17 protein-coding genes are annotated in these 17,693 nt (G+C 39.9%); 3 read left to right on the top strand and 14 right to left on the bottom strand.

What is annotated here, in order from left to right; translation table 11 throughout:
* Positions 1 to 8: 8 nt before the first annotated feature.
* Positions 9 to 584, top strand: coding sequence for a phosphatidylglycerophosphatase A family protein (locus tag PGLA_RS00315; RefSeq protein ID WP_068527161.1), 576 nt, complete (start codon positions 9 to 11; stop codon positions 582 to 584).
* Between the two features lie 265 nt (positions 585 to 849).
* Here PGLA_RS00315 and galE read toward each other — a convergent pair whose 3' ends face one another.
* From galE to PGLA_RS00330, 3 genes are all read right to left on the bottom strand, one after another.
* Entirely contained in the window at positions 850 to 1,854 is a 1,005-nt protein-coding gene (gene galE / locus PGLA_RS00320) for a UDP-glucose 4-epimerase GalE (protein ID WP_068527162.1), read from the bottom strand.
* 111 nt (positions 1,855 to 1,965) lie between these two features.
* Positions 1,966 to 4,965 carry a glycosyltransferase gene (locus PGLA_RS00325; protein ID WP_068527164.1) on the bottom strand — a complete coding sequence of 1,000 codons (3,000 nt, stop codon included), beginning with the start codon at positions 4,963 to 4,965 and terminating at the stop codon, positions 1,966 to 1,968.
* A 12-nt stretch (positions 4,966 to 4,977) separates the two neighbouring features.
* Positions 4,978 to 5,751 (bottom strand): hypothetical protein, encoded by a 774-nt coding sequence (locus tag PGLA_RS00330; RefSeq protein ID WP_068527166.1) that lies wholly within the window; start codon positions 5,749 to 5,751, stop codon positions 4,978 to 4,980.
* 285 nt (positions 5,752 to 6,036) lie between these two features.
* Between PGLA_RS00330 and PGLA_RS00335 the strand changes: the two genes are divergently transcribed.
* Positions 6,037 to 6,768, top strand: coding sequence for a methyltransferase domain-containing protein (locus PGLA_RS00335; protein ID WP_068527168.1), 732 nt, complete (start codon positions 6,037 to 6,039; stop codon positions 6,766 to 6,768).
* A gap of 213 nt (positions 6,769 to 6,981) precedes the next feature.
* On the opposite strand, the gene PGLA_RS00340 is transcribed toward PGLA_RS00335, so the two are convergent.
* Positions 6,982 to 7,968 carry an MBL fold metallo-hydrolase gene (locus PGLA_RS00340; RefSeq protein WP_245699639.1) on the bottom strand — a complete coding sequence of 329 codons (987 nt, stop codon included), beginning with the start codon at positions 7,966 to 7,968 and terminating at the stop codon, positions 6,982 to 6,984.
* A gap of 354 nt (positions 7,969 to 8,322) precedes the next feature.
* Here PGLA_RS00340 and PGLA_RS00345 point away from each other — a divergent pair, with 354 nt between their 5' ends.
* Positions 8,323 to 9,132, top strand: a complete 810-nt coding sequence (locus PGLA_RS00345; protein ID WP_068527170.1) for a TerC family protein — start codon at positions 8,323 to 8,325, stop codon at positions 9,130 to 9,132.
* 90 nt (positions 9,133 to 9,222) lie between these two features.
* Here PGLA_RS00345 and PGLA_RS00350 read toward each other — a convergent pair whose 3' ends face one another.
* From PGLA_RS00350 to PGLA_RS00400, 10 genes are all read right to left on the bottom strand, one after another.
* Positions 9,223 to 9,975, bottom strand: a complete 753-nt coding sequence (locus PGLA_RS00350; RefSeq protein ID WP_068527171.1) for an ABC transporter permease — start codon at positions 9,973 to 9,975, stop codon at positions 9,223 to 9,225.
* Positions 9,969 to 10,745 (bottom strand): ABC transporter ATP-binding protein, encoded by a 777-nt coding sequence (locus PGLA_RS00355; protein ID WP_068527173.1) that lies wholly within the window; start codon positions 10,743 to 10,745, stop codon positions 9,969 to 9,971. Before PGLA_RS00355 ends, PGLA_RS00350 begins: the two co-directional genes overlap by 7 nt.
* Positions 10,726 to 11,682, bottom strand: coding sequence for an ABC transporter substrate-binding protein (locus tag PGLA_RS00360; protein WP_068527175.1), 957 nt, complete (start codon positions 11,680 to 11,682; stop codon positions 10,726 to 10,728). The genes PGLA_RS00355 and PGLA_RS00360 overlap by 20 nt, the downstream gene beginning before the upstream one ends.
* Positions 11,683 to 11,974: 292 nt before the next feature.
* Positions 11,975 to 12,199 (bottom strand): helix-turn-helix domain-containing protein, encoded by a 225-nt coding sequence (locus PGLA_RS00365; protein ID WP_068527177.1) that lies wholly within the window; start codon positions 12,197 to 12,199, stop codon positions 11,975 to 11,977.
* A 252-nt stretch (positions 12,200 to 12,451) separates the two neighbouring features.
* Complete coding sequence (locus tag PGLA_RS00370; RefSeq protein ID WP_068527179.1) at positions 12,452 to 13,351, bottom strand: YhcN/YlaJ family sporulation lipoprotein; 900 nt, start codon at positions 13,349 to 13,351, stop codon at positions 12,452 to 12,454.
* A gap of 218 nt (positions 13,352 to 13,569) precedes the next feature.
* Positions 13,570 to 13,935, bottom strand: coding sequence for a hypothetical protein (locus PGLA_RS00375; protein ID WP_068527181.1), 366 nt, complete (start codon positions 13,933 to 13,935; stop codon positions 13,570 to 13,572).
* 85 nt (positions 13,936 to 14,020) lie between these two features.
* Complete coding sequence (locus tag PGLA_RS00380) at positions 14,021 to 14,785, bottom strand: glycosyltransferase family 2 protein (RefSeq protein WP_068527182.1); 765 nt, start codon at positions 14,783 to 14,785, stop codon at positions 14,021 to 14,023.
* Positions 14,782 to 15,669 carry a glycosyltransferase family 2 protein gene (locus PGLA_RS00385; RefSeq protein ID WP_084410623.1) on the bottom strand — a complete coding sequence of 296 codons (888 nt, stop codon included), beginning with the start codon at positions 15,667 to 15,669 and terminating at the stop codon, positions 14,782 to 14,784. Before PGLA_RS00385 ends, PGLA_RS00380 begins: the two co-directional genes overlap by 4 nt.
* Positions 15,670 to 15,672: 3 nt before the next feature.
* On the bottom strand, positions 15,673 to 16,485 hold the full coding sequence (locus tag PGLA_RS00390) for a glycosyltransferase family 2 protein (protein ID WP_084410625.1): 813 nt from the start codon (positions 16,483 to 16,485) through the stop codon (positions 15,673 to 15,675).
* Between the two features lie 185 nt (positions 16,486 to 16,670).
* On the bottom strand, positions 16,671 to 17,693 hold a 1,023-nt coding region (locus tag PGLA_RS00400; protein ID WP_145939445.1), incomplete at its 5' end, for a WIAG-tail domain.

Below are 17,693 nucleotides of genomic sequence, written 5' to 3' on the forward strand. Positions count from 1 at the left end.
GTTGGGTTATGACAGATGTACACAATCCATATTATTTGAATAGCAAAGCAGTTTCAGATACAACTTTTGAATGGCTTCATAAACGAGGTGTCAATATTCTTGAAATTGCTGAACTCGTCATGTTGCTACAAAAAAAGTACTATCCTACGCTAACGATCGAGGAATGCGTGCATAATGTTGAGATGGTCCTAAGCAAACGTGAAGTCCAGAATGCTGTCCTAACAGGAATCCAATTAGATGTATTAGCAGAAGAGGGTAAGTTAATCTCCCCATTACAGGAGATGCTAGTCAATGACGAAGGGCTTTATGGCGTGGATGAAATATTAGCCTTTTCTATCGTCAATGTGTATGGAAGTATCGGATTTACGAATTACGGATATGTCGACAAGTTGAAACCTGGCGTGTTAGAAAGACTTAATGATAAAACATCAGGACAAGTGCATACCTTCCTTGATGATATTGTAGGTGCAGTTGCAGCTGCAGCTAGTAGCCGTATTGCTCACCGGAAGCAAGCTGAGAAAGAAGCTATTTACGCTGAAGAACGTAACAAATTTGATCCTCTTGCAAAAGGAACACCAGAGTAATCTTTGGTGAGCAATTAATTCGTTGGAAACAAATAAGGATTAGCATGGTGATTAAGTTAATCCCTGATGTGATCACAACAAAAACAAAACGAGTAAGGACTTTAAAGCATCCCTTACTCGTTTTGTTGATGACATAGCTACCTTTTTTGCGCGTTTGACACTATGGAGTTAAAAACAAGCGAATTAACTGTCGGTACTGAAAATCGTTGGACGTAAAAAGGAAACTGCCATGACCACTGGAAGTCTCCTTTATCAAACTACTGCCTTATTCACTTGAATTATTTAGCTCCCAATGCCAAGCATCCCTACACATTTCTTCGATTCCTTTCTCAGCAGCCCAACCCAATATTATCTTGGACTTTTCTGGACTTGCTAAGCTAATCGCTACATCCCCTTGCCTATTTTCTACAAATTGAAAAGGAATCGGAATACCAGATATTTTTTCAAAGACTAAAATCATGTCTAAAACACTATATCCGTTTCCCGTTCCTAGATTATAGGTATCTGTGCCTGTACTGGACATTACCTTCTCTAGTGCGCGTAAATGGCCTTTGGCGAGGTCTGTTACGTGTAAATAATCTCTAATCCCCGTCCCATCAGGTGTCTGATAGTCCCTACCATATATATTTAATTTTTTTAGTTTGCCACTAGCGACCTGACTAATATATGGTAACAAATTATTAGGGATGCTCTTGGGATCTTCCCCTATTAGCCCGCTAGCATGTGCACCGATTGGATTAAAGTAACGTAGTATAGCAATACTCCAACTTTTATCCGATGTATACTGGTCATACAACATTTGCTCGATGATTGCTTTCGTACGCCCGTAAGGATTTGTCGGTTGTATGATCTCGTCCTCCTGAATGGGGACACGAGCTGCGGCTCCATATACAGTTGCCGATGAACTAAAAACTAACCTCTTTACATTGTGCGTTTGCATTGCTTCACATAAATTCATCGTGCTAACGATGTTTTTGCGATAATACATGAGAGGAAACTGCACTGATTCTCCAACGGCTTTCAAACCAGCCAGATGTATAACGGCGTCGATGTTATTCATTTGAAATAGTAAGTCTAGACTATTTTGATCCAATAAGTCCTTATGATAAAACTTAAGTCCCTTTCCAGTTATCTCCTTAATCCTTCGAATTGTTTCAATCTTACTGTTACATAGATTATCTATTATGATGACATCATAATTAGAATTTAGTAATTCAACACTGATATGACTACCAATGTACCCAGCTCCTCCAGTAACTAATATCGACACCGAGTCCCCCTCCTTAGCGTACTACAATATATGCTGCAGGAATGATTCGGATGTGGGCAAAAGAGTAACTCAAACAATTATAGTACTTCCATGAATCCTTGATTTATAAGATTATCGATTTTCTCTCTTTGTTTTCTTTATCTCTATCTTTTTCCTTTTCTTTATTTTTATCTTTTTATTTATCTCTATCTTTTTCTTTTCCTTTATTTTTATCTTTTTCTTAATCTTGTTCATCGTGTTGCTATATCTGTATATCTTCTTCCTTCTTATTTTAGTTCTAGCTTCATTTTTGGGATTCACCTCTACACCTTGAGGGGATCGGTTATCAATTAATAGTCTTTTGATCCGTTCCTGATTCTCCGCCTTGGTTATACAAAGCAATTCTCGGTATCCATGAGGATCATTACCAAAGACTGGCTTTAAGGAAGTGGACCAGCCCTCAATCGTATTCACAATGGTTTGTTCATATATTTCTGACATTTGTTGAACATTATTCGAAAGATTCGCATCATGTCTTCTATGATTGTAAATCATTTTATCGATTGAATATATTTCATAATTTTCCATTAATTTAATTAATATCCTTTTATCCTCCATATAGCGACCTTCATACTGGTCGTCTGTCGGCCATCCTCCAATCTCCCGTAGCGCTGATGTTCGATAGAATCGAGGCCAAAGCGACTGTCTGGCAAATAGAAAGTCCAGCTTGTCAGTATACGAAGATCCTTTCAACTCCCCCGTCGTTCCATGTATTTCATCAACGATTCGTAAATTCCCACCGAATACAGCGATGTCTTCAGACACGCCTTCCACTGTAGCAATCGAAAGGAGGCTTTCAATTGCATCCAACTCAAGCCAGTCGTCTGCGTCCAATTGAAGTATAAACGGAGTTTCTGTTAGCGAAAGCCCAATATTAAGACATTTGGATTGTCCGAGGTTACTTTCATTCTTAATAAGTGTAATACGGGCATCATTCAGTAAATTCCTAATAATCTTCAAGCTGTCATCTGTTGATGCATCATCGACTAATATGATTCTCCAACTAGTCGATGATTGATTAATTACACTTCGGATCGCATGATATAAATAGGCCCCCGGATTATTAGAAGTGATGACAACATTAACAAGAGGGGGCCATGGTAGTTCCGCAAGTTGCTCAGCGTTGAATATTGACCCTGATTCCTTGATCAATTTTTGATACAACAAGAGATACTTGTTTAATAAATAAGCAGAATCATAGTACTCTTTCACATGAATTCTGCCCTGCTCGCCCATTTTCATTCTCAATCCATCATCCTGTAGTAGTTCCATAGCAGACATAGCCATTTCCTCGACACCATGTTGAGAGCACTGTATGAGTTTACCATGTTTATGATTTTGAACAAGTTCTTCCCATCCAGGTACACAATAGGCTAATACAGGAATACTCGTAGACATCGCTTCCAGGCCTACAAGTGGAAGCCCTTCGCTAGGAGAAGTAGAAATAAGTAAATCTGTAATTTTATAGAGTTGGTTAATGTTACCGCTATGCTCAAGGTATACGTACTTATGATTCGGTATTCTTTCTTGTAATTTCTGAATAACATGTTTCTTTAACTGTCCAGTTCCCACCATTAGAAATTGGATTCGGTTATCCTTATCTAATTCCGATATCTTCTCAGCCACTTGAACAAATGTAAGCGGATCTTTATCACTTTCTAAACGACCAAAAAAACTTACGACTAACGAATCTTTAGAAAATCCAAGCGATTGCTTCAATTTACTTTTTTCTACTTCGTTTGAGATTGGTGAGAACAAAGTCGTATTTACACTATTTGGAATTACTGATATTTTACCCTCGTCAATGCAGAACTTATTTACCATAATATCCCTTATCGATTGTTTAATGACGATATGATGATCCAGATACGCGTCCTTAGCCACGGCTTTACGAACGTAATCCCAATCTAAATCAGGTACATATGCATGTAAAAATGATACACAGATGATTTGAGGGTACTTTTTCTTTAAAGAAGGGAGGATATCATACCCTAGTTCGCTGTTGCATAGATTAACGATATCAATATCATGGGTTTCAAGAAGGTGAATAACGATATTGTCCATAGACATTTTATTTGTAAAATAGTTGTTTAAATAATAAATATCCGAAGTAACTTCTTCAAACTGTGTAGCCCATTCATTGGTAGCGTCAAGACTCGTTACAATCAATATTTCAAATAGGTCTTTAGGTAGCGATTTTATGACATCAAGTATAACTTTCTCTGCTCCACCCACCTTAAGCCAAGGCATAATAAACAAGACATGAATCTTTTTCAATGAGCTTCTTTTCACATCGTAAACAAACGGCTTGTTCCATGGAATGGTAGAAGTTGAAGAATTCAATTTTTTAATTTCCTCCAACCTATCCGGTTCGTAAAGGTTCGCGTGATTAGCTTTGATCCGATTCGTTAACTCCATACGGAGAACATTAGATTGCTTCAGCATAGTATTCCCGTGCTTGCGGTACAAGAAAAGGGGTTCCTGTATTTGATAACCACGCCAATCCGCAGCTGATAACTTGATCCAAAAATCCCAATCCTCATAACCTTGAGTCATACTTTCATTATAACCTCCAACCGATTCCCAAGCTGATTTACGAATCAGGGAGTTCCCAACCACAATATTATCTTGTAGAAGTTGATAAAAATGAAAAGAAGGTGGTCTCCAAATCCAGTCTTCGTCTCCAAAATGCTTTAACCAAGTCGTTACAAATCCTAAACTTGGTCGTGTCTCCATTATCCAATAACCTTTTTCTAATAGCGTTGGATGGATCTTATCGTCCGCATCCAGCGGAAAGACATACTTCCCTCTTGCCTCTCGAATTCCTCGATTTCGCGCTGCGGGTAATCCTAGGTTATGCTGATGTATGACTCTAGTTTTCGGTATTTTCCATCGTTCCAAGAGTTCTAGCGTATAAGCGTCCGTAGAACCATCGTTAACAATGATAATCTCAAAGTCTTGAAAAGTGGAATTCAAACAAGACGCCACTGCTTCTTCAACATACTGGCCATAATTATAACAGGTTATAACGACAGAGATAGCCGGATCATCGTACTTCTCATTAGATCTCATGAGTACCCCTTTCTATACGTTTTGATTAATCCAAACCCTTGCTTCATCGGTTATAACCCTACTTATAGGATGAACAAAATAGACATCTTTTTTAGTTATAGCAACTTGGATATCTTCAACAGTTAAAGAACGATCTAAGATCATATACTCTTCACATTCTTTGGGGTAAGACCGATATCTTGCCCCACATCTAGCAGCTAACGTGACGTGAACAATTTCCTCAAGCGCATATACATCGGTATGGAATAATAATTCTTCAAGTTCATCGGAATTGAACGATGAAAGCATCTTCTGTACGATTGACTTCCGAAATAACTGCATGGCGTTCAGACAACCCATGAAATAATCAGTTCCAAAGAAGCTTTTCCAGCGTTCCCATTCCTGCCACATCGTACGAGCTGGGCCCCACCATGCATTAGGGTCAAGCTCATCGATTTTCCGCAGATAAAGCGCTATGCAATCATGGTTTAACATCAGTTTCTCAATATAAGCCTCGAATCCATCATTAATGAACAGCATATCTGAATCAATGTAGACAAGATAATCATAGTTTTCATCCATTTCTTCCAGCCAACACATCGTATCGTAGAGTACTCTCGCTAACTTTGGTTTTTGAACAAAACTGCTTTTAGGACAAACATCAACTGAGCAGTTTTTGCCGAAATCAGGATCGAGTCCCCCGTTGTATACAATCACTTTAGAACCCGGAACTAGCCTACGAATGTTATTCACTTGATCCTGTAATACGTCCTCTGCGTAATGAGCCAATATAAGGAAACAAATCATAAGGACACCTTCCTAATTAAAAGGGATGAATAACCTGATCTTGCGGTTCGCTTTAAAGCAACAACGGTAGATAAGCCACATGCTTGACGACATGACAATCTTTTTGCAACTATCAAGTTAATAACATTAATATGTCAATCATTCAGAAATGAACTGGATAACCAACTAGGTTCTAGCTTTTTTGTCAGAAATAAGTCCACACCTATTTTTTCGATCCACATATTCATATTGGTGATACCATTTAATTTTTAATTGATTTATTTGATAAAAAGGAGATGAATTAGAGTGAGTACACCGTTTGAACGAAATGCGAAGTCAGTTGATTTTTTTCTTCCTAGAGCTTATGAAGAACGATTAGAGAATCAATATTGTTACGATTATTATCCTGTAATATGGCAGCCGCAGGTATATCAAATCGCTTCATATTTAGGTAGTCAATTCTCGTGCAATTCAATGATTGATATTGGCTGTGGGACCGCCACTAAGCTAGTACAATGGCATCCTCAATTTCAAATTATTGGTGTCGATTACGGATCAAATTTGGATTATTGCAAGCATGAATACCCCTTTGGCCAATGGATTGAGCAGGATTTAGAGCAGCCCTCTCTCATTCAACTAGAAAGATCTGTATTGCAATCCTCTGTGATTGTATGTGCTGATGTCATTGAGCACCTGAAGGACCCCTCATCCTTGTTAGTGAATATTTCCCAACTAATGAAACATGCAAAGTTCTGCATTCTTTCTACGCCAGATCGCGAGCTCGTTTATGGATATCAACATACAGGCCCCCCCACAAATACGGCACATGTCAGAGAGTGGAGTAAAAGCGAACTTAAACAATTGCTTGAATACTTTCAGCTTCGGGTCAGCTTCATCGACTGGACCATTGATAACGAGGTCGACAAGCATTTATCCACCATATTCGCTGTCATTAGTCATATAGAGTATGATTGGATTGCTCATGATAGTAAAATTAGTAACTCTATCACACATATTGCCAAAGCTAAAGATAAGTAAGCCGCTGACCCAGATGAATGCGATAAGGATACCAAGTATGTCTGAGGGCACTGAAAATCGTTGGAAGCAAAAAGGATAGGTTTTCCTACAATTGTAGAAAAACCTATCCTTTTTCATTGCCCTCAATTAAGTTAGGGGAGCTAGCAAAGCTCTAGTTAGTCTGGTCAACAACAATAAACCTCCCACACCACTTTTCGAAGTTAACTTGGAAGTTTACGTTGTGGTAAAAATGATGCCCCCATCCAAAATGGAAATTGACGATTGTACTTTACCACGACGCACCAATTCCTGTAGATGAGCCAGCGCTTCACACATAGCAAACCTCATTTGGTGAAGGGACAGTTTATTAGGAAATAGGGTAGTACAAATCTCATAACCATTTTGCGGAGATTGAATGAGAAGCTTCTCGACTTCAATTAACCGCTGTTCGTGATGTGCAAGTAGATCATCTATTCGTTTCTGAAACGTAGAGAAGGGATGCCTATGCCCTGGAAAGACTTGATTGACCTCATATTGCTTAAGGTTCATCAAACCATTCATGAAGCTATACAGCGGTTCAGGATCACTCCCCGGAATGAGGCTGACGTTCGGTGAAATCTGGGGTAATACAGCATCACCGCACATCATAATACCAAATTCTTCGTTATATAAAGATAGATGTCCTGGTGCATGTCCCCCAGTCTCAATGACTAACCAAGAAAGACCACCCAAACCCAGATGACTTTCCTTTTCTACTATTGTAATATCAGGCATTGGTGAAACTTGAGGGATGAAATCAAGTAAATGTTGCTCAATCTGACTTGCCAATTCATCAGGCAATCCATGCTGTTGCAACCATAACTTTAATTTAACATTGATATCGGTATCAGTTCCCCACATAAGCAGAGACTCATCATAGGCTCTTTGAGACATGTATACCTGAGCGCCACACTGAGATTGAAACCAACCCGCCAATCCATAATGATCGGGATGATGATGAGTCACAAATATTCCACTTACATCCTCAAGTGTATAACCTAAATGCTCGAGCGCTTTCTTCCACTCTTCTTCCGTTACGCTATTGTGTGGTCCTGGGTCAATAATAACCACACCGGATGCGCTGTGTAACACATAACTGTTCATCCATCGCAACGGGTAGGACATCGATATTTTAACTTGACTAATTCCGTGATCCCAAGTCGTTATTTCCGGTATGTTCACTTATAATGACCTTCTTCCCATTAAATTATTAGCCACTATTGACAATAACCCTAAAAAAATATATGATTTTGCTATATTATTCTAACATATACGGTAACGATATATATACCCGTAAAGGGGAGTAGCTGTTTAGATAAAGTCGTCAATACGAGAGATTGTTCTCCGGCTTTATTGGCAATTGTCATTTTGAAATTGTTAGCGAGACCTTTACCAATTTGGGAAAACCTTTTATTTTTAGAAGGATTTCACCTTTTTGGTAAAGGTCTTTTTTAATGTTCATCGTTGAAAGTACGTCAATTGACGTTTTTCTTATAGTATTTTGAAACATAATAAAGACACTAAGGGGGAGAAGAAATGGATTTTGGATTGATATTGGAATACGGTTGGGTTCTTCTCGTACTCGTAGGATTAGAAGGACTTCTCGCAGCAGATAATGCACTGGTGCTGGCCATTATGGTGAAACACCTACCTGATGAGCAAAGAAAGAAAGCATTGTTTTATGGACTAATGGGGGCATTTGTCCTTCGATTCGGCTCACTCTTTATCATTTCATACCTAGTCGATATCTGGCAAGTACAAGCTATTGGAGCACTTTACTTACTGTTTATCGCTGTGAATCATATCATTAGAAAGGTCATCACCAAACCTAAAACAGATGGCGCCATTGAAGCTAACTCTAATGAGAAAAAGAAATCTGGATTTTGGATTACAGTAATCAAAGTCGAAATAGCGGATGTTGCTTTTGCCGTTGATTCAATTCTTGCCGCAGTAGCTCTTGCAGTAGCATTACCTCCAAGTGGAATTCGAAATATTGGAGGCTTGGATGGTGGACAATTCCTTGTCATCTTTGCAGGTGGATTAATCGGATTAATCATTATGCGTTTTGCAGCATCTTATTTCGTTAAGTTGCTACATTCCCGTCCTGGACTAGAAATTGCCGCATTTGTCATTGTCGGTTGGGTAGGCGTGAAGTTAGCTATCATTACACTTGCTCACCCTTCGCTCGGTGTACTACCTGAATCATTTGCCCATAGTACAGCTTGGAAAGCGACATTCTATATTGTTCTCATATTGATTGCAGTTGTTGGTTGGTTTACGAGCAGTAAGAATGAAGATAAAAGTGATGAAAATATCGCTGAAGCTGATAAACAACTAGGTCATTAAATATTTACAGAAATAAACAAAAGGGATCGATTTCCGTGGTTAGATATTAGCCCGCGGAAATCGATCCCTTTTGTGTTACGCGATAAACCATTAATTCCGCCACTTCATGAACTTGTAATCGAGATAGTCTACCAATAGGAATAGTACAAAGCCGACCAGACTAAACAGCATAATACCAGCATACATCTCTGTATAATCCATCCTTAACCATGCGTCCATAATAAAGAAGCCCATGCCATGTTCCGTTCCATAAATTTCTGTGAAAAAAAGTACGGATATAGCCGTACCGAGTGAAATACGAATCGTACTAAGGATTACGGATAACGCACCAGGTAACGTTACATGCCAGAATTTCTGAGTTGTACTTGCACCAATACTTGTTAAGACATCATATGTGTTGTCTGGAATCGCCTTTACTCCATCACGTACAGATATAATGACTTGAAAGAGTAATATCAACATGATCATCAGAATTTTGGATATCTCACCAAGTCCGAAAAATAGCATCACTACAGGTAATAAGGCGATTTTGGGAATGGGATATGTCAAATAGACAACTGGATCTAGAATCTTATTCCAGATACGAGATCTACCCATGATCAATCCAATGGACATTCCAATCATTAACGCCAATAATACACCCGCAAAAATACGAAACAGGCTGTAACAAACATGAAGCCAGATCTCTTTGCCTTCCAAATGAATCAAAGCGGAATATACAGCAAGTGGGCTTGGAAGAATGGTATGGTTAATCAGTAAGTAAGCGATATACCAAACCACATTCATACTGAAAAACACGAGTAACAGCCTTAACAAATGATGTCTCTTCTTTTTGTTCACCATTGTTCTTGTATTACCTTTCTAATCCTCTTCATCTGTTGAAAGAAATCGTCACTATCACGCTTGTCCTCATGTTTCATATGAAATACATGATCATTATCGATAGTGACTGGCGATTTACCCTTATCAGAAGGTATTACGATTATTTTTTCTCCGAGTAGAATAGCTTCTTCTACGTCATGCGTAACAAATAACGTCGTAGCCGGATTCGCTTTCCAATTCTCTAAAAAGAGTCGTTGTATCGTTTCACGTGTGACTGCATCTAATGCTGAAAAGGGTTCATCCAACAACATGATCGTTGGCACAAGTGCAAAGGCTCTGGCGATCGCCACCCTCTGCTGCTGGCCACCGCTGAGTGACAATGGGTAGCGTTTGGCTAAATCTTCAATACCCATAGCTTCAAGCCAGTGTTGGATCGTCTGTTCTTGATTATGTTTCTGAGTTCTATCAGGATGACTAATCTTCATCGCCATGTGTATGTTAGAATGAACCGTTTTCCACGGAAGAAGTCCGTAACTTTGTGGTACAAGTCCGATCAACGTTTCTTTTGTATGCACGGATGATCCCTGAAAGAGGATTTCTCCTTGATAGTCTTTTATTAAGCCAGCAATGGCACGCAATAACGTTGACTTCCCACTACCAGAAGGGCCGATAATGGTGTAAATGCTATGCTCTGGTACAGTTAAATTGACACGTTCCAGCGCCAATTGCCCTCCCTTATATGCAACCGTAAGATCCTTAATGTTAAGCCCACTATTTCTTGAAAGCGACATCAGAGATCACTTCTTCAGGCGATATATTTTTGCTGAGTAATCCTTTTTCCCTCGCCCATGTAAAAGCCGCTTCTACCTCTTGTACGTTCACTTGATTCGAAGGAAGATAGTCTGGCACGATAATATCGTCTTTCAGGGTCTCAGGATAACCTACTTCTTTAATAATGAGATCAATGTATTCCGATTGTTCATGGGATTTCATATATGTAACTGCCTCATCATATGCCGCATACATAGCCTGAATAGCTTTCTCCTTCGTGTCAATGATCGATTGCGGGAAAGCTAGAACAAACGGATTCACTCCAGCATCCTTCGTTGAGCTTAGTACGCGCAAACCCGCTGATCTGCCCATTGTGACAAAAGGCTCAGGCAAAATAGCTGCGTCCGCCTTATTGTTTTTCAACAACTCTAATCTTGTCGGTATCTGCGGAACTTCTGTTACAGTAATATCTTCTTCAGTCAAACCCGCCTTTTTCAGCATTGTAGCAACCGTATATTCCGTAGATGTATTCTTTGATAGAATAACGGACTTGCCCTTTAAATCCTTAACTTCTTTTATTTCATCATTCCCTGTTAATAAATCAAACTCGCCGAAGGTTGTACTGGTCACTTTAACATCCAGTCCTGCCTCATTATAAATGGCAATGGCAATTAGATCGGCGCTGATTCCGTCCAGCTTGTTCGCTTGAAATGCCACATCACGGTCTTTTGCGCTCTTGAACGTCTGAATATCCAGATTCACTCCGTGTTTCTTATCAAAACCCTGTTCATGAGCAATCATGAACGGAATGGCATCAATTGAAGGTAACAAGCCCAGCGTTAATGAAGATACACCTTCTGCCTCTTTCGAAGTCTTACTGCAGCCAACACCAAGTGCGCTGATAAGAACCACCAGCATAAATAACATCAAAAACCTTTTCGTCTGTCTTCTCTCCATAACTCTCGCTAGCCTCCATATTATGTCTATTACAATCTAATAAATCTTTTTACGCTTCTCAATTGTATCTTTGCGCATTTATTCACAAGCAAGAAGATGTCGTCCCTAGATGTCTTATCTATGAAGCGTAAGTAATGCCATTTTACACTAAACGTTATATTTTGTATATTTTAATTTAAAGTAATTTGACGATTTAGGTACCACAATACCACAAAAAAACCTTCCCTCTATGCCTTCCAAATCGAAAGAAGACACAGGCAGAAGGTCGAGGGTGCTTTTTTGAAGGCATGATTCAAATAATGAGTTCGCCTTGCTTAATTAACTCAACTACAGCTTGCGAACGGCCTTTGACATTGAGTTTTTGCATGACATTGGAGATGTGGTTACGCACCGTTTTTTCGCTTATAAATAAAAGCCCGGCGATGTCGCGTGTCGTTTTGTCCTGAACGAGCAGTTCAAAAACTTCACGTTCACGGTGGGTCAACAAAAATTTGCTATTGTGCTCGTTTCCCTTCAATGGTGTCACCCCTCCTTGCTCGGGTTTTTTATGGTATAACAAGGTAAAGGGATACAGTCAACTCATTCTATGAATAGCATGGGGTAATGGTGCTTTGTATACATAAAAATAGGCTTATTCAATTGTTAATCTATCATCATCTCACATTTGAATTCGATAGAATCATGTTCAGGAAGCAATAGAAAAATGCCAAGGCACCTGATTCATGATCTCAGGATTCTTGGCATTTCATTTCCTTCATCTTATTATGTTTTAGCGACTCATGTTGTTTACATTGTTTACAGGTGCATTATTCACATGGTTCCCTGATGCAGTCGGAAAAATCCGATTAACCAACACTTGAAATTCTTCTGCTGCACCACTAATTGGATGACCATTGGACACATCTGTTACAAAATTACCAACGCGATCCACAAAGTCTGGGTTCGCTGATACGTAAACATTCTTTACGCTAGGATCACTCTTCTTAACAAGATCGGCAATTTTATCCTTCACTTCTTGAGTCATATACTGATCCTCATCCCTCACGACATTACTACCTGATTTAGGGGAAGTAGTCGTTAACCCGCGCATTAAACCATTGCTATGGGTCCCAACTGTTCCATATCCATTGTTTATATTTGCTGGGTAATTACCACCCGTTTGATTTCTCACATTAGACCCTCTATCTGATATTGATGGTGCTCCAACGCCCATCATGTTTCCGTCATTACCCAAATTACTTATCCCAGTACCTCTTGTCCGATTCAAGTTCGTTGATGTGCCACGCAAAGTATTATGGTCATTTATCGATACAGCAACATAAGCGTTGTGGTCCGTTAACATGACATTTGCTGAGTTAACCTCTTTCAATTTAACGATTTTATCTGATATTTCTTTGCTGTGCCTTAGATTTCCCATAGTGGTATTACTACGTGTATGGAGACCATCATTCACAGATCTCGTACCGTATCGATTGACACCGTCATTCACAGATCTCGTACCGTATCGATTGACACCGTCAATCATATGATTTGTATTATACTTCACACTTTTTGTACGTACTGTATCGTTTGTTTTTTTCGTCATCCCACACCCTGTTAATCCAGTAACGGTCATTCCCAAAAGAAGTGTTGCCGATAGTAAGGACAAACTAACTGTTTTTGCTCGCATTCTAACGCCTCCTTATGATGTAAAAATCTAATGTTAACATCATATAGAATGCTCGTTACTGTTCAGAGCTATGCTGGAAAGGTTTTGTATCTATTCTAAAAACCACAACGGCACTTGTCCTTTTTAATACATATGACAGATTATCAAGCTCTGTCGCACTTGGATTGACAATCTGTATATCAAAAAAGCTGCACGAATGCAGCTTATCACAAAAAGCGCTATTGAGATTTATATCCTAACTGGTTACCATCTTCGAATCCTTGGGCAAATCCTTGGGCAAATCCAGTATTAAAACCTTTATTATATGCTTCATCGTAACTTTTACTATTTGATAAACCCTTACCAATCTCAGTAGTCGTTGTCTGCACAGGTACTACTGGAATTGCAGCAATCTTAGGTGTTGGGGCATGGCGTTTTTTCTTACTAAGTAACGTCTGTTGTTTTCTTCTAGTTGATCCGAATACTCGATAATATCGAGCGTTCCATGCTTTATACTTCTTTAATTTCAACGCCCTCGTGCTTACTTTACATGGGGCATATGTTCTTTTCGATCTGGACTGTACCTTTTTCTTAATCATCCTCATTATAATGCACCTCCTAGCGCATGCTTGCTATAGCATATGCTGAGGTCTTGAGACGGTTCCTGAATTTTAAATAATATGAGATCTTTTACGTTCCATCTTCTTCTTTATTAGGCAATAAAAAATCATAAGGATCGACTTGCCACTTATCGATAAATAGTTGATGGTTCCTTATGATCAGATCGTGCCATCCTTCTGGATATCTTTTCTTAAAGCTAGCACTTCCCTCATGATGAACAAGAACATCACCACATATTAATAACTTATATCCATGTGAGCGTGCACGAAAGCAGTAATCATCATCTTCAAAGTGTCCTGGAGAAAAGCGTTCATCCAGCATGCCAATCCTATCCATGAGTTCCCTTCGGAACAAGAAACATAACCCAACAATTCGCTCCACAACTTGCCATTTTGAACAATCTGGGATGTTCCATTGGCTCGCTAATTGGTGGAATTGTTGCATATCTTCATAGTCACACGCCACTTTTTGTATCCCGCTCATATTTCTAGTTACCGGACCTACAATCCCGATTTCTTCTTCACTGTACAAAGCATTGAGCATATTATTCAGCCATCCTTGTGATACAATCACATCATTGTTCAGCAAAAGAATCTGGTCTCCACTCGCGGCTGACATACCCAGATTACACGCAATCGGAAAGCCTGTATTATTAGGAAGAGATATGAATAGAATCTTCTCATTTAGACAATACTCAAGCGTACCATCACTCGATCCGTTATCAACTACAATAATTTCGTAGGGTAAATCTGTATATAAGCGGATAGATTCTACACAAGAAATTAACAAAGGTAATCCATCAAACGTTGGAATTATAATACTAGTAACGCTCATATTAGATTCCTCCGCTTCGCAAGTTGAGATCTTGACTCGTTTGGCAATTGAAGCCTCGTACCCGTCATTTCCATGACCGCACTTAATGCTTCTATATGATCCCCCATAATGAGTTGAGTAACGTCATTATCCAGACCTATATTTCTAGCTCTCACACGATTATGATTCACCACATCAACTCGGTGGACGCAAGCTACCTTAAGTCCTTTCATAATAGCTAATGCCTGAGCCTTCGGAGGAACGATCAATGACGTTACCCCTACCATTTGAATGGCGCGACGAGATAATGCATGGGGTACAGCTGTTAGTGAGTTTGCCTGCAAATCATCTCTATTTAATACTCGATTAAGGAAACTTTTACACCGTGTTACACTATCCTGCCGGTAAAAGGGAGGGACCCAAGCAGAAATATCGTTTAATGCAACGTCTACCCCCTGATCTACAGCGATCAAGAACGGCATGAGTTCACTTGCACTAATGACTATATCCCCATCCATATAAAGAACGATATCCGTATTCGTCAATTTCGTTCCTGCTGCCCGCCCGACATCATGACCTATTCGATCAGGATAGTGAATAACCATTGCCTTCGAGCTTCTTCTTGCTACCTGAAAGCTCTGATCTGTACAGCCATTTAACACAACCACGATTTGGGAAATAGGTAGCTTTTCCAGCTCCTGTAATACTTGCCCTATGGTCTTATCTTCGTTACACACCGATATCACTACTGATGCAGAATGTGTTAATTCACTCATTTCCTCCTTCATACGAAGGTTATTTTCCGGTTGCGCTTTACTAATGCGTTGATGCCAAGGGCGTTTAATATATCTCGTTCTTCTTCTCAACTTGATACGTGTTTTGACAGCAATTCGTTTCCTTCTCATCTCTCACCTCACCTTATCCCGCTTACGTTGTAGATCCGAGTACCCTGCACGAGGTCCCTTCTGTTTCATCAACCAGTTGATGGCTTCCAGATGATCTCCTGTTATCATCGCTTCTAAAGGATCAACATTATTCTTTTTTACGCGACGAGGATTTAATTTCCCGACCTGTATAGAATGAACTGGCTTAACTTTCAATCCCTTGGATATCGCTATAGTGTGAGCAAGTGGAGGAATAGCCAAAGACTCTGCACCTATCTCCTTTAGTGCTCTTCGACTAATTGCATGAGGAACAGTCGTAAGTGAGGCTCCTTTTAGATCAGAGCGCCCCAACATAACATTTAATACGTGCTTGGACAATATCACACGATGCACCGGTATATGATGAATAGGTCCTCTATAATCATTCAGTGCGAAATCCACACCAGATAATACTGCCCTAACAAACGGTGCAAGTTGGAATGATGGAATAACCATATCTCCATCAATAAATAAAAGCACCTTCCCCTTTGCCGCTTGGGCTCCAACAAATCGTCCCACATCATGCCCTAATGGATCTTCTCCATGAATGACGATAGCTCCAAGTCTAGTAGCTATCCTGTCTGTACCATCTGTGGAGCCATTGGCTACAACTATAACTTCCGTACTCGGATGAACACGAGCCGCTTCACGTATGACTGCTTCTATCCTTCTTTGCTCGTTCAGAGCTGGTATAATGACAGATACCACTGGCAACTTATGATTTCTAATGACCACTGGTTTAATTTTAATTGTTGCCTGAGGCCGATGCCTTGTCTTGGACCGGAGCCTTCTCTGCATGGCCAATTTCCTCCTCCAACATGAAATGGTAGCAATATTTATGCTGTTCTCTTCACATTTTATGTTTCTACCTCCGCGTATGGTAACGGCATATGTGCAATTAGCTAGTAACAATACCCACATGAGGATCGCAAAAAAAAGCACGGAGTCATATTTCCCGTGCTTAATCATTTATATGAAGAATCTTAGATAGACGGACCTACGGCGATCCACGAAACAAAACCATACTTATGGCGGCTACCTTGATTACGTACGACTTCAATAACTGACGAGTCCTCTTGCTGAGACTTCAGTGCCGCATAGAAGAAGGGATGACTACACATCGCAACAATAACATAATGGATACTGTCGAATGCTTGATCGAACCGCACATCAACCTCTACACTACTCTCATCACCTGTGAATACGAAAGCGGTCATTCCAAACTGCTGCATCGACGGAGCACCTATACTACTGATTACTGGAGCAAATGCTAAATGTGCCAAGGACACGGTATTGTCCGCCAATTTGGCACCTTGCACCGCTCCATCGGCTAACTTCTCATGATTGATACTATTATCGGCTAAAGATTCTGTTCCTACAGCTCCAGGCACAAGATGTTTACTGTCTACCGAATTTATTGCCAAATGCTCACCATAGATTCCTTGAGCAGCAATTTTGGGACCATACACCGCTTCATCCTGAATATGATCACAGGTGACCGAATTATCTTCAATATGTTCAGAGGACACAGAACCAGGCTGAAGATGCCGCCCACTAATGAGTTGCTCTTGAATATGATGAGAAAGAATGACACCTTCCTGAAGATGTTTAGAATGGATCAATCCCGCTTGCAGATGAGATTCCGTTATCAGCTCTGGTTGAAGATGATGCGAATAAATCGCTTGAGTCTGAAGATGATTTGCTGTAACTGATCCATTACTGAGATGCTCACTTTGTACAATGTCTTTCGATAAATGCTCTGATTGAATCGCTCCCGGCTGAATTTTATCCGAGCTTACGGCCTGTTCCTTCAAGATATCACTGTCTACGACACCGCTTTGAAAGTGGGAGGTAGCTAGTGAAGCAGATTGCAATTTATCCCCATCAATACTACCTTTAGGAAGCCATTGTCCAGATTTCAACTCATCGCTCAGATGCGAAAGGGTGACCGAATTATCTTCAATATGTTCAGAGGACACAGAACTAGGCTGAAGATGCCGCCCACT

It is taken from the genome of Paenibacillus glacialis, from assembly GCF_001637205.1.
Lineage (GTDB): Bacteria > Bacillota > Bacilli > Paenibacillales > Paenibacillaceae > Paenibacillus_AQ > Paenibacillus_AQ glacialis.